General features: G+C 73.4%; 11 protein-coding genes. 6 read left to right on the forward strand and 5 right to left on the reverse strand.

What is annotated here, in order from left to right; genetic code table 11:
• The first annotated feature begins 4 nt into the window (after positions 1 to 4).
• Positions 5 to 418 carry a roadblock/LC7 domain-containing protein gene (locus ACGFIR_RS24645; RefSeq protein WP_393002947.1) on the forward strand — a complete coding sequence of 138 codons (414 nt, stop codon included), beginning with the start codon at positions 5 to 7 and terminating at the stop codon, positions 416 to 418.
• Positions 419 to 475: 57 nt separating this feature from the next.
• Here ACGFIR_RS24645 and ACGFIR_RS24650 read toward each other — a convergent pair whose 3' ends face one another.
• Positions 476 to 1,933, reverse strand: a complete 1,458-nt coding sequence (locus ACGFIR_RS24650) for a GH1 family beta-glucosidase (protein WP_393147384.1) — start codon at positions 1,931 to 1,933, stop codon at positions 476 to 478.
• 942 nt (positions 1,934 to 2,875) lie between these two features.
• Between ACGFIR_RS24650 and ACGFIR_RS24655 the strand changes: the two genes are divergently transcribed.
• Positions 2,876 to 5,767 (forward strand): glycoside hydrolase family 48 protein, encoded by a 2,892-nt coding sequence (locus ACGFIR_RS24655; protein WP_393147725.1) that lies wholly within the window; start codon positions 2,876 to 2,878, stop codon positions 5,765 to 5,767.
• A gap of 285 nt (positions 5,768 to 6,052) precedes the next feature.
• Here ACGFIR_RS24655 and ACGFIR_RS24660 read toward each other — a convergent pair whose 3' ends face one another.
• Positions 6,053 to 6,769, reverse strand: a complete 717-nt coding sequence (locus tag ACGFIR_RS24660; RefSeq protein ID WP_393002741.1) for a DUF3159 domain-containing protein — start codon at positions 6,767 to 6,769, stop codon at positions 6,053 to 6,055.
• An 84-nt stretch (positions 6,770 to 6,853) separates the two neighbouring features.
• On the opposite strand from ACGFIR_RS24660, the gene ACGFIR_RS24665 reads away from it, so the two are divergent.
• Entirely contained in the window at positions 6,854 to 7,741 is an 888-nt protein-coding gene (locus tag ACGFIR_RS24665; RefSeq protein WP_393002743.1) for a phosphatase PAP2 family protein, read from the forward strand.
• A 50-nt stretch (positions 7,742 to 7,791) separates the two neighbouring features.
• On the opposite strand, the gene ACGFIR_RS24670 is transcribed toward ACGFIR_RS24665, so the two are convergent.
• Positions 7,792 to 9,024, reverse strand: coding sequence for a low temperature requirement protein A (locus tag ACGFIR_RS24670; RefSeq protein WP_393147386.1), 1,233 nt, complete (start codon positions 9,022 to 9,024; stop codon positions 7,792 to 7,794).
• 128 nt (positions 9,025 to 9,152) lie between these two features.
• Here ACGFIR_RS24670 and ACGFIR_RS24675 point away from each other — a divergent pair, with 128 nt between their 5' ends.
• On the forward strand, positions 9,153 to 9,854 hold the full coding sequence (locus ACGFIR_RS24675; protein WP_393147388.1) for a maleylpyruvate isomerase N-terminal domain-containing protein: 702 nt from the start codon (positions 9,153 to 9,155) through the stop codon (positions 9,852 to 9,854).
• A gap of 68 nt (positions 9,855 to 9,922) precedes the next feature.
• On the opposite strand, the gene ACGFIR_RS24680 is transcribed toward ACGFIR_RS24675, so the two are convergent.
• Both ACGFIR_RS24680 and ACGFIR_RS24685 read right to left on the reverse strand, forming a co-directional pair.
• On the reverse strand, positions 9,923 to 10,807 hold the full coding sequence (locus ACGFIR_RS24680) for a DUF1028 domain-containing protein (protein ID WP_393147390.1): 885 nt from the start codon (positions 10,805 to 10,807) through the stop codon (positions 9,923 to 9,925).
• Positions 10,808 to 10,816: 9 nt separating this feature from the next.
• Positions 10,817 to 10,987, reverse strand: a complete 171-nt coding sequence (locus ACGFIR_RS24685) for a hypothetical protein (protein WP_393002751.1) — start codon at positions 10,985 to 10,987, stop codon at positions 10,817 to 10,819.
• A 113-nt stretch (positions 10,988 to 11,100) separates the two neighbouring features.
• Here ACGFIR_RS24685 and ACGFIR_RS24690 point away from each other — a divergent pair, with 113 nt between their 5' ends.
• Together ACGFIR_RS24690 and ACGFIR_RS24695 are read left to right on the forward strand one after the other, a co-directional pair.
• Complete coding sequence (locus ACGFIR_RS24690) at positions 11,101 to 12,075, forward strand: LLM class F420-dependent oxidoreductase (protein ID WP_393147727.1); 975 nt, start codon at positions 11,101 to 11,103, stop codon at positions 12,073 to 12,075.
• A complete protein-coding gene (locus ACGFIR_RS24695; protein WP_393147392.1) occupies positions 12,072 to 12,863 on the forward strand; it encodes an SDR family oxidoreductase in 792 nt (263 codons plus the stop codon). The genes ACGFIR_RS24690 and ACGFIR_RS24695 overlap by 4 nt, the downstream gene beginning before the upstream one ends.
• Positions 12,864 to 12,888 lie beyond the last annotated feature (25 nt).

Here is a 12,888-nt window from a genome sequence, read left to right on the forward strand (position 1 = left end):
GACGTTGAGTCGGGAGGCCCGCGACCTGAGCTGGCTGGTGAGTGGGTTCGCGGAGCGGGTGCCGGGGGTGGTGCACGCGATCGTGGTCTCCTCCGACGGGCTGCTGGTCGCGATCTCCGACCATCTGCCCCGGGACCACGCCGACAAGCTCGCCGCGGTGACCTCGGGGCTGATGAGCATCACGGCGGGGGCGGCGCAGATGTTCGACGGGGACGTCGTCAAGCAGACGGTCGTCGAGATGGGGCGCGGCTACCTGCTGGTCATGCAGGTGCGCGACGGGTCCATCCTGGCCACCATGGCCGGGTCGGAGGCCGACATCGGCGTGGTCGGCTACGAGATGGCGCGGCTGGCGAAGCAGGCGGGGGAGATGCTCACCCCGGCGCTGCGGGCGGAACTCCAGCAGGCCCTGCCCCGCTGAGCGGGCCGCCGCCCCACCCCGGTGCCGGTTCCGGCGCCGGGGTGGGGTGCTCCGCGGTCAGAGGCCGTTGGCGGCGATGACCTGGCGGTACCAGTGCGCGCTGCGCTTGAGCACGCGCCGCTGGGTCCGGTAGTCCACGTAGATCAGGCCCCAGCGCTCGTCGTATCCGGCGTCCCACTCGAAGTTGTCGAGCAGGGACCAGACGTGGTAGCTCTCCAGCGGCACGCCGGCGGCCAGGGCCCGGTGGGCGGCGGCGAGGTGTTCGCGCAGGAAGCTCACCCGCCCGGCGTCGTCGACCGTGCCGTCGGCGGCGAGGACGTCCGGGGTCGGCAGCCCGTTCTCGGTGACGGTCAGCGGGATCGGACCGTAGTCGCGGGTCACCCGGGTCAGCATGTCGTACATCCCGTCGGGGTAGATCTGCTGCCAGGGGGCCTGTGAGGTGGGCCAGCGCGGGGTCGTCGCGCCGTCGCCGGTGACGTAGTACGGCGTGTAGTACTGCACGGCGAGCAGGTCCACCGGGGCCGAGATGGTCGCGAGATCGCCGTCGCGGATGCCGCGGACGAGCCGGCTGTCGGGGCCCAGGTCGTCCAGCACGTCCTGCGGGTAGCGGCCGGTGAGGATCGGGTCGAGGTAGAGGCGGTTCTCGTAGCCGTCGTAGAGCCGGGCGGCCCGGGCCGCCTCGGGCGAGTCGTCGGCGGGGTAGCAGGGGTGCAGGTTGAGCGCCGGGCCGATCCGGCCGGCGCCGGTGGCGCGGTGCGCCGCGACGGCGAGCCCGTGGGCCAGGTGCAGGTGGTGGGCGACCAGGTACGCGGCGGCCGGGTCCTGCCGGCCCGGGGCGTGGTGTCCTTCGAGGTAGCCGTTCTGCACCACCGTCTTCGGCTCGTTGACGGTCAGCCAGACCGGCACCCGGTCGCCGAGGGCCTGGAAGACGATCTCGGCGTAGTCGGCGAAGCGGTGGGCGACGTCGCGTGACTCCCAGCCGCCGGCGTCCTGGAGGGCCTGCGGCAGGTCCCAGTGGAACAGCGTCGCCATCGGCGCGATGCCCCGGTCGTGCAGCCCGTCGACGAGGCGGCGGTAGAAGTCCAGCCCGCGCTGGTTGGGTGCGCCGGTGCCGTCGGCCTGCACGCGCGGCCAGGAGATGGAGAACCGGTAGCTGTCCAGCCCGAGGCCGCGCATCAGGTCCAGGTCCTCGGCGTAGCGGTGGTAGTGGTCGGCGGCGACGTCGCCGGTGTCGCCGTTGCGGGTGCGGCCCGGGGTGCGGCTGAAGGTGTCCCAGATCGACTCGCCCCGGCCGTCCTCCTTGGCCGCGCCCTCGATCTGGTAGGCGGAGGTGGCCGCTCCCCACCCGAAGCCCGGGGGAAAGCGCAGCCCGGCCGCCGCTTCGTCGGTCCGCGCCGTGGCGTCGGCGCTCCGTTCCCCGTCGTCTGCGGCGGCTGTCGCGGTGCCGGTCGTGGCGGCGGGGGCGGTGGCGGAGAGCGCGGCGCCGTGGGGCGGGCGCGGGGTGGGCATCGACATCGGTTCTCCTCATGGTCTGCGTGGCCACCGCCGGGCCGGGAGCGCTCCCAGCATAGAGCAGGGGACCCGTCGCGGTCGCTCCCGCCCGACAGGGGTGGGGGCGACAGGGGTGGTGGAGGGGATGTGTCGTACGCCCACGCGGGAGCGGGCCGGCGGCGGCGCGCCGGCGCTCGGATGGCCGGCCGCGGGACGCCGGGGCGCCGGGGGCGCGGGGCGTCGACCGGGCGGTACGGGCGGGACAGCGGACGAGGCCGGTCGGAACGGCGACACGGCCAGTCCCGTCGGCCTCTGTTCCCATCGGGGATGGGGGATTAGTGTGTGGGGACGGGGGAGGGCAACCCCCGTCCCCACCATTGCTGCACACGCACGGGCGGAATTGGCGTCCTGTCGTGCGTGTCGCGCGGGAGCCGGGCCACGCGAGTGGCTGGAGATCCACCTCCCTCCATGTTCGGTGGGATGGCTGACGGCGGTGTCCGGGCTGGCCCGCCGTCAGCCCTCGGGCTGAGTCCTCGAGTCGGCCGGGTGGCCGACCCAAGTGATCTTCTAGTTGGAACTCCGTCGATGGAAGCGCTCCCATCGACCGATGCTGCGACTGTAACGCCCGTCACGACTTTGTGAAAGCCCCAAAACGAGATCGAAACATGTTGCTGTGTCAGTGCGTCGCTGCCATTGTGGGAGCGCTTCCATGCGTGGCACACTGTCGCCACCGCGACGCGGAGCCAGATCGCGCAAGCGTGGGTCGCCGAGGGCAGCCGGTGTCTCCGGTACGGCATCCGACGCAGTCGGTGGAGTTGCCCCGCAGGGGCGCCGCCCGCCGCACCCCGGCCCCGGGCCGGGGCGACCACCATCCCGGGCGCCTCGAATCCCCGTTCGCGGGAGGCGCCCCGCCGGGACCTTCGCGTCCCCGGCCAGGTCCGAGGAGACACCGCGCACATGAGAAATCTGGCAAGACGTCGCCGCCTGGCGATGGTCGCCGCCGCCGCGCTCGCCATCGGCGGGGTGACCCTGCCGGCCGGCGCCGCGCAGGCCGCCCCCGCCTGCGACGTGGTCTACGCGACCACCGACTGGAACAACGGCTTCACCGCCAACGTCACCATCAAGAACCTCGGCGATCCGATCAACGGTTGGACCCTGAAGTTCGCCTTCCCCGGCGACCAGCGGGTGACCCAGGGCTGGTCGGCCAGGTGGAGCCAGACCGGCAACCAGGTCACGGCCACCAACGAGTCCTACAACGGCAGCCTCGGCACCGGCGCCTCGACCAGCATCGGCTTCAACGGCTCGCACAGCGGCACCAACCCGAAGCCGACGTCGTTCTCGGTCAACGGCGTCACCTGCGGCGGCGTCCAGCAGCAGCCGCCGACGGTCGCGCTGAGCGTGCCGGCCGGCCCGTTCGAGGCCCCCGCCGACGTGCCGCTGAGCGCCACCGCCAGCGACCCGGACGGGACGATCAGCAAGGTCGAGTTCTACCGCAACGGCCTGCTGGTCAACACCGACACCACCGCACCGTACGGCTACACGCTGGAGGACCTGCCCGCCGGCGCGTACACCGTGCAGGCCAAGGCGTACGACAACGCGAACCTGACCGCCACCGCGGAGAAGTCCTTCACCGTCACGGCCGCCTCCGGGCCGGTGCTGGTCGCCACCCCGTCGGCGGTGAGCGTCGCCGAGGGCGGCAGCTCGCCGGTCAACCTCAAACTCAGCGCCGCGCCGACGGCCAACGTGCCGGTCTCCCTCGCCCGCACGGGCGACACCGACATCACCGTCTCCCCGGCCTCGGTGACGCTGACCCCGAGCAACTGGAACACCGGGGTCAACGTGACCGTCGCGGCGGCCGAGGACGCCGACACGCTCGGCGGCACCGCCACCATCACCGCCTCGGCCACCGGGTACGCGCCGCTGGCGATCACCGCCACCGAGATCGACAACGACACCGGCGGCGGGGACGACACGTACGTCAAGCGGTTCCTCGACCAGTACGGCAAGATCAAGAACTCGGGCTACTTCAGCCCCGAGGGCGTGCCGTACCACTCCATCGAGACGCTGATCGTCGAGGCTCCCGACCACGGCCACGAGACGACCTCCGAGGCGTTCAGCTTCTGGCTGTGGCTCGAGGCGCAGTACGGCCGGGTGACCCAGAACTGGGCCCCGTTCAACAACTCCTGGACGGTGATGGAAAAATATATAATTCCGAATCATTCAGACCAGCCGACGGCCGGCGCGGCCGGCACCCCGCAGTACGCCGCCGAGCACGACCTGCCCAGCCAGTACCCGTCGCAGCTCGAGGCGTCCGTGCCGGTCGGCCAGGACCCGCTGCGCTCGGAGCTGCAGAGCACCTACGGCACCGGCGACATCTACGGCATGCACTGGCTGCTCGACGTGGACAACACCTACGGCTACGGCCGCTGCGGCGACGGCACCACCCGGCCGGCGTACATCAACACCTTCCAGCGGGGCACCCAGGAATCGGTGTGGGAGACCGTGCCGCAGCCGTCCTGCGACACCTTCGCCCACGGCGGCCGCAACGGCTACCTCGACCTGTTCGTCAAGGAGGCGAACGCGCCGGCGAAGCAGTGGAAGTACACCAACGCCCCCGATGCCGACGCCCGCGCCGTGCAGGCCGCGTACTGGGCCCTGACCTGGGCCAAGGAGCAGGGCAAGGAGGCCGACGTGGCGGCCACCGTGGCCAAGGCCGCGAAGATGGGCGACTACCTGCGCTACGCCATGTTCGACAAGTACTTCAAGAAGATCGGCAACTGCGTGGGCGCCAGCGCCTGCCCGGCCGGCACCGGCAAGGACTCGGCGCACTACCTGATGTCCTGGTACTACGCCTGGGGCGGCGCGTACGAGACCAACCAGAACTGGTCGTGGCGCATCGGCTCCAGCCACAACCACTTCGGCTACCAGAACCCGTTCGCGGCCTGGGCGCTGACCAACGTCAACGAGCTCAAGCCGAAGTCGCCGACGGCGGTCACCGACTGGACCAAGAGCCTGGAGCGGCAGCTGGAGTTCTACACCTGGCTCCAGTCCGCCGAGGGCGGCATCGCGGGCGGCGCGACCAACAGCTGGGGCGGCAACTACGGCCAGCCCCCGGCCGGCACGTCCACCTTCTACGGCATGTACTACGACGTCGACCCGGTCTACAACGACCCGCCGTCGAACCAGTGGTTCGGCATGCAGGCCTGGTCGATGCAGCGCATCGCCGAGCTGTACCTGCAGACCGGCAACGCCAAGGCCAAGGCGCTGCTGGACAAGTGGGTGCCGTGGGCGATCGCCAACACCACCCTGGGCACCGACTGGTCGATCCCGTCGGACCTGAAGTGGACCGGCCAGCCGACCACCTGGAACCCGACCAACCCGCAGCCCAACACCGACCTGCACGTCGAGGTCACGGTCAAGGGCCAGGACGTCGGCATCGCCGCCGCCTACGCCCGCACCCTCATCGCGTACGCGGCCAAGTCGGGCAACGCGGCGGCGAAGAACACCGCCAAGGGGCTGCTGGACGCCCTGCACGGGGCCAGCGACGCCCAGGGCGTCTCCACGGTGGAGAAGCGCGGCGACTACCGCCGCTTCGACGACGTCTACGACGCCGGCACCGGTCAGGGCCTCTACGTGCCGCCGGGCTGGACGGGCACCATGCCCAACGGGGACGCCATCGCCGCGGGCAAGAGCTTCCTCGACATCCGTTCCTTCTACAAGAACGACCCGGCCTGGCCGAAGGTCCAGGCGTACCTCGACGGCGGTCCCGAGCCTGAGTTCCGGTACCACCGGTTCTGGGCGCAGGCGGACATCGCCATGGCGTACGCCGACTACGGCAAGCTGTTCCCCAACGGCTGAACCGGCTCCTCCGGGTGGGCGGCGCGGCCCGCCCACCCGGGGACCGACCGGGCCTGGGGGAACGTCGAACGCCCGGTCGGTGGACGGCCCGACTCCCACGGTCGGGCCGGGGTGGGCCGGTCAACCGGCCGACGCAGCGGGGCAGCCGGCCCACCCCACCGACACCCGGATACGCACCCGACGCGAAAACGCCCGAAAAACCGGCCGGCACGGGATCACGTACGAGGCCGGAACGGAGTAACGTACGTCACCGGAGAGGCCGCTCCCCCCGTGGCGGCCTCTCCCTTATTCTTCGCCGGCGCGGCCGCTCACGTCTGCCGCCGGCTCCGCCGGCCTCCCGGCCGCGACGACCGGGTGGCGCAGCCCCGGATGACCGGCCGGCAGCGACCGGCGCACCACCACCCAGCTCACCGCGAGCACCGCCGCCACCAGCGGCCAGGACAGCGCGACCCGGGCCACCGTCAGCGCGACCACCTGGCCGCCGAGCCACAGCGGCAGGAACACCGCCACCCGCAGCACGTAGGTCGCCGCCCACACCCAGCTACCCCGGCCGTACGCGCGCAGCAGCGCCGGATCCCGCCGCCACCGGGTCCGCTGGCCCAGTACGGCGCCCACCACCACCCCGAGCAGCGGCCAGCGCACCACGATGCTGACCACCCAGGCCAGCGTGCTCGCCGCGTTGGACAGGAGTTGGACGAGGAAGAAGTCCTCGGCGCGACCGGTGCGCAACGCGATCAGCGCGGCCACGCAGACGGCCAGCAGCCCGACCAGCACCGAACGCGGGCGGTCGCCCCGGCGCAGCCGCCAGCCCGCCAGCGCGGCACCCGTGAGCACCGCCGCGCCCACCCCGCCCCACAGCGAGTGACCGCCGAGCAGCCAGCCGAGCGCGAACGCCACCGGCGGCAGGCTGGCGTCGACCGCGCCCCGGCGCCCGCCGAGCAGGTCCGCGAACGTTTCCGTCCGGTCCGCCGGGGCCGCCGCACGATCCGGTGTACGCGTCACCGTAACCTCCTCACGTCCGCCATCAACCTAGCCGTCCCGGACCGGCAGGCCACCCTTCGTCGGGGCGGTGCCTGCCGCTACGGTGTGCGGGTGCGAGCGACGGCGAGGGGTTGGACGGCGGTCTGGTTGGTCGTCCTGGCGATCGTCCAGACGGCGGCCTTCCTCGCGGTCTGGCGGGTCGCCGTGCACGTCGAGATCGGCCAGTGGGTCGACACCGTCGCCCTGACCGGCAACCGGATCGGGCAGGACCGCATCGACGGTCCGGTGGACCGCATCCTCAACGCCATGTCGGTCGTCTCGCTGCTGGCGGCGACCGCGGTGATCGGCTTCATCGCGCTGATCCGGGGCCGGATCGCCCTGGCCGTCACGGCGACCCTGCTGATCGCCGGCGCCAACGCCACCACCCAACTGCTCAAGTACGGCCTCGCCCGGCCCGACTTCGGCATCGACCCCGAACGCATCTACGCCGGCAACAGCCTGCCCAGCGGGCACGCCACCGTCGCCGCCTCCGTCGCGGTGGCCCTGGTGCTCGTCCTGCCCCGCACGGTACGGGTCTTCGGCGCGTTCGTCGGCGCCGGCTACGCCGCGATCGCCGGGGTGGCCACGCTCTCCGCCGGCTGGCACCGGCCCAGCGACGCGGTGGCGGCGTTCCTGGTCGTCGGGGTCTGGGCGGCGCTGGCGGGGCTGCTGCTGCTGATCACCCAGCGGGAGCAGGCGCAGGTGGAGTCGGCCGACGCCCACCGGGTCGCCGCGACGGTGCTCGGTGTCAGCGGGCTCCTGGCGGTGGTGGCCTGCGGGCTCGCGCTCGCCTGGCTGGTCGACCTGCGCGCCACCCCGCCCAGCGAACTGGCCCGCCGGCCGCTCTTCGTCGGGTACGCCGGCAGCGCCGCCGGGATCGTCGGCACGATGGGCGTGGTGATGGCGCTGGTGCTCGCCGCCGTGCACCGGCTGGTGCCCCGGGTCAAGGGCTGAGCGTCCAACGGAAGCAGCGGCCACCATCGTGTCCCGCCCGTGGGCGGAGGTCAGAAGGCCGGTTTGGCGTGCTCAGGAGGTCGCCTGAGGGCCTGAAGCTGGTCGAGGACGGCGATGATCAGCAGGATCGTCGCGGCCGTAGCAGCCAGCGCCAGCGGAGGCGTGTCGGACAGCAGTTGGCCCGTGGCGAGCAGTGCGGCGATGCCGATGACGCGCCGGCGGGACACTCGATCGAAGACCAGGTACTCCAGCCGGCTGCGTCCGAGCAGGAAGAGCACCGGCCCGCCGATGATCATTACCCGCCAGGACGGGAAGGTGAAGTCGGTGTGGTGGTGATGCACCAGGTAGTTGCCGATCGCGGTGGCCACCACCCCCAGCACCATCACGCCGTGCGCGAAACCGACGCGCCGTCCCCAACCCGCCGGGTCACGGCTGCGCTCGAAGGCGTCGGCGAGCAGGTCCCCGACGCGGAAGAAGTAGATGCGCCACAACAGCACCGTCGTGAAGAACGCCACCAGTAACGCGGCCGTCTGGTAGCCCCTGCGCGGACCTGCGGAGTATTCGATGCCGACCGCCAGAATGGTCTCCCCGAGCGAGATGAGCAGGAACTGTGGAAACCGGTCGGCCAGGTGCTGGCCCCCGTACCGCCAGGTCAAGGTCCGTTCGCGGCCGAGGCCCGGCACCGGCCACCCCAACCGGGCCGCCCCCAGATCCACGGCGACCGCTGCCGTCCACCACGCCACCCGGTTCCCGCCGGAGGCGAATCGCCCGACGATCCAGAACACGGAACTGACCGCGTACCACACCATGGCCCGCGCGTACTGGCGACGCAGCGCGTGCGAGTCGAGAAAGAGCACCAGCCCGGCCAGTCGGCCGAACTGCACCGCCACCAGAGGCACCGCGAACGCCAGCCCACCCACGGTGAACGCGTCAGGAACCGCCGCACCCATGAACAACAGGCCCAACGCACTGCCCACCACCACAAGCTGGGTACCGGGCCAGCGGGGCGCGAAACGCGCGGTGAGATAGGCCGTCGTCGTCCACAGCCACAGCAACGGCGCGAACAGCAGCAGCGTGCGCCCGACGTTGGCCCATCTCGGCGCGAACTCGTCGTTGTCGAACCCGGGCACGGCCTGCGCGACCAGGCGGGTCAGCGCGAAGACCATCACCAGGTCGAAGAACAGCTCGACGAAGGTCGCCTGCTGCCCACCGTTGGCCTCCCGCAGCAGACCTACGTGTGCCCCCTCACCTCTGCGTCGACGTCTGCCATGCCAAGCTGCCACCGTTCCATCACACCCGGTGCCGCCCGCGCGCACGTCAGAACGCGCCAGAACCACTCCCATCCGCCCTGACCGCTCGCCATCCCGCCGTACCCGGCCCCGGATGGGGTCCCATAGGCGCGCGCTCGCGGGTGCGCGAGGGGTCGGGCGTACGGTGGGGGACCGTGGAGGGCGTACGGTCGGCGTTCCGGGACGAGTGCGAGTGCCTCGGTGAGGTGCTGCGCGGCGTCGACGAGGCGGATCTCGACCGCCCGACCGCCTGCCGGCCGTGGACCGTACGCGAACTGCTGGCCCACGTACGCACCGGCGCGGGCCGGTTGGTCGACATGCTCGCCGCGCCGGCGCCGTCCCACGCGCGGGTGGACGCCGCCGGCTACTACGGCGCCGCGAAGTTCACCCCGCCCGTGGACGCCGCCCGCGTCGACGCCGGCCGACGGGAAGCCCGGGAACTCGACGGTGCGGCCCTGGTGACCGACTTCGACCGGGCCTGGCGCGCCGCCCTCGACGCCGTCGACGCCGCACCGCCGGGTCGGGTGGTCCGCACCCGGCACGGCGACGCGATGGCGCTCGGCGAGTTCCTGCGTACCCGCGTCGTGGAGGTCGGCGTGCACGGCCTGGACCTGGCGGCGGCGCTCGGGCGGCGGCCGTGGCTCACGCCCACCGCGGCGCAGGTCGTCGCCGATCTGCTGACCGACGGGCGGCCGGTCCCGCCCGCGCTGGGCTGGGACCGGCTCACGCTGATCCGCAAGGCGACCGGCCGGGCCGACCTCACCGACCGGGAGCGGGCCGCCGTCGACGCCAGCGGCTTCCGCTGGCTCTCCTTCGGCGGCTGACCCCCGCCGACCGATGGACCCGGGCGGGCGGAGAGGGCGAGGAAGAGCGCGGCGCCGAACCCGGCGGGTCAGGCGTCGGCGCCGAGCGGGTCCGCCGCCGGGCGGGGGGCGGGCACGTGCGGAACGGCCTTGCGCAGATGGTCCAGCACGACCGGGTCGATGCGGCCGGGCACCAGGCGCTCCTCCAGGTTCTCCAGCCCGGCCCAGGAGAAGAGGGCCTCCTCCGGCCCTGCCGGATCGACCGGGTGCCCGAGCGCGGCCAGCAGCGCGCCGACCTCGGCGGCGACCGCGCCCGTCAGGTCGAGCAGGGTGGCCGGGTCGGGCCGGGTGAAGAGCAGGGTGTGCACCGCGAGCAGCCGACCCAGCTCGGTGACCGGGTCGGGATGGTCGTCGACCCGAAGGTCGACCAGGACGTCGCCGGTGCCGTCGTAGCCGCCGCCGCGCTCGACCACCAGCAGCCCGGCGCTCTGCCGGCCGCGCCGGTCGCCGCCGGCCTGGTCCCCGGCGCGCAGCGCGGCCAGCAGCCGGTCGGCGAACGGCAGCGCGGCCCCGCCCAGCCAGGCGTCGCGGACCGCGTCGATCACCTGCGGGCCAGCCAGGATGTTGCCCTGCGCGCTCCAGCCGTCCCCGGCCTGGCCCCCGGCCCAGGGATGGCAGGCGGGGCCGGTCCAGGTGGCGCCGGCGCCGGTGGCGGCGACCACGCCGAGCTGGCGGTGGTCGCGGTCCGGGTCGGCGGCGACCAGCCCGGCCACCACGTCGGCGGCGGCCACCCCGGTGCGCAGCAGCGTCAGCCCCTGCGGCCGGTAGGCGAGGTTGACGTGAGCCTGGGTGGCGAGCGCGCCGACCTCGGCCTCGGCGGCCGGGACGAGCGCACCGGCGGCCAGGAACCGGCTGGCCACGACGACGCCGTGGCGGCGGCCGTCGTCGGAGCGGGCGACGAGCGAGAAGGTCACTCCTCGAGATTAGTTCCAGCGGAACAGGAACGCGGCGACGGTCGCACCGGCGACCGCGGTGATCGCCAGGCCTACCAGGTTCGACGCGTCGACCGAGGCCCCCGCCCAGGCGCTGGAGAGCGCCTCGACCGTGGCGCCGAACGGCAGCCACGCGGTCCTCCGGGCCGACGGTCGCGCCACCGCTTCGCCGCCACGCGTACGTCCGCTGGCTTCATGAGTGTGGGATCCTCAACGGGATCTTGCTCTGCGGCCCGGCGAACGGGCACCATCGACCGATGACGAAGCGATGGGGCATGACCGTGCCGCTGGACGGCATCCCGCTCGCCGAGCACGCCGCGGTCTACGCGGCCCTCGACCGGGCCGGCTTCACCGACGTGTGGTCCTCGGAGGTCAACGGGGCGGACGCGTTCACCCCGCTGGCGCTCGCCGCCGCCTGGCAGCCCCGGCTGCGCCTGGGCACCGCGGTCACGCCGGTCTTCACCCGGGGTCCGGGCCTGCTGGCGATGAGCGCGGCGGCGCTGGCCGACGCCGCCCCGGGCAGGTTCGTGCTCGGCATCGGCGCGTCCTCGCCGGTCGTCGTCGGCAACTGGAACGCCGTGCCGTTCGTCGAGCCGTTCCGCCGTACCCGCGACGTGCTGCGGTTCCTGCGGGCGGCGCTGTCCGGCGCGACGGTCGACGAGGAGTACGACACCTTCGCCGTGCGCCGCTTCACGCTGGACCGCAAGCCCGCCGTGCCGCCGCCGCTGCTGCTCGCGGCGCTGCGCCCCGGGATGCTGCGCCTGGCCGGCGCCGAGGCCGACGGCGTCATCCTCAACTGGCTCGCCGCCACCGACGTGCCCCGGGCGCTGGCAGAGGTGGGCGAGCGGCGCCCCGGCTTCGAGGTGGCCGCAAGAATTTTCGTCTGCCCGACCGAGGACGCTGCGCACGCCCGCGCGCTGGGGCGCCGGCTGATCACCAGCTACCTCACGGTCCCGGCGTACGCCGAGTTCCACCGCTGGCTGGGCCGCGAGGAGGTGCTCGGGCCGATGTGGCGGGCCTGGGCCGCCGGGGACCGGCGCGGCGCGGGCGCGGCGGTGCCCGACGAGGTGGTCGACGCGCTGGTGCTGCACGGTTCGCCGGAGCACTGCCGCGAGCAGGTCCGCCGCTACGCCGACGCCGGCGTGGACGTACCGGTGCTGGCCCTGCTGCCCACCCCCGAGGCCGCCGCCGGCGGCGCGGCGGCGCTGGGTGACCTGATCGTGCGCCTGGGCGGGGGTGGGTCGCGGTGAACCTCACCGACCGGGTCGTGGTGATCACCGGCGGGGCCGGCGGCATCGGCGCCGCACTGGCCCGCCGCTTCGTCGCCGAGGGCGCCGCGGCCGTGGTGGTGGCCGACCTCGACGCCGACGGGGCCCGCGCGGTGGCCGACGGGCTCGGCCCGGTCGCCCACGCCGTCGGGCTGGACGTGACCGACGAGGAACAGGTCCGCGCGCTGGTCGCCGACACCGAGCAGCGGTACGGGCGGATCGACCTGTTCTGCGCCAACGCGGGCGTCAGCTCGGGCGGCGGGCTGGAGGTCGACGACGCCGGCTGGGACCGCGCCTGGCGGGTCAACGTGCTCTCCCACGTCTACGCGGCCCGCGCGGTGCTGCCGGCGATGCTCGCCCGGGGCGGTGGCTACCTGCTGCACACCTGTTCGGCGGCGGGCGTGCTGACCTCGGTCGGCGACGCCCCGTACGCCACGACCAAGCACGCCGCCGTGGGCTTCGCCGAGTGGCTCTCCGTCACCTACCGCGACCAGGGGGTCCGGATCAGCGCGCTCTGCCCGCAGGGCGTGGACACGCCCATGCTCGCCGACGGGCTGGCCGCCGGACACCTGGGCGCCCGCGTCGTGGCCGCCTCGGGTGCGGTGCTCACCGGAGAACAGGTCGCCGACGCGGTGGTCGCCGGTCTCGCCGAGGAGCGCTTCCTGATCCTCCCGCACCCGGAGGTCGCCGACTACGCGCGCCGTAAGGCCGAGGACCCGGACGGCTGGCAGTCCGGCCTGCGCAAACTCGTCCGTCGCCTGAGGGCTTAGCCGCTGCCGTCGGGCGGAGGTCGAC

It is taken from the genome of Micromonospora sp. NPDC049051 (genome assembly GCF_043197575.1).
Taxonomy (GTDB): domain Bacteria; phylum Actinomycetota; class Actinomycetes; order Mycobacteriales; family Micromonosporaceae; genus Micromonospora.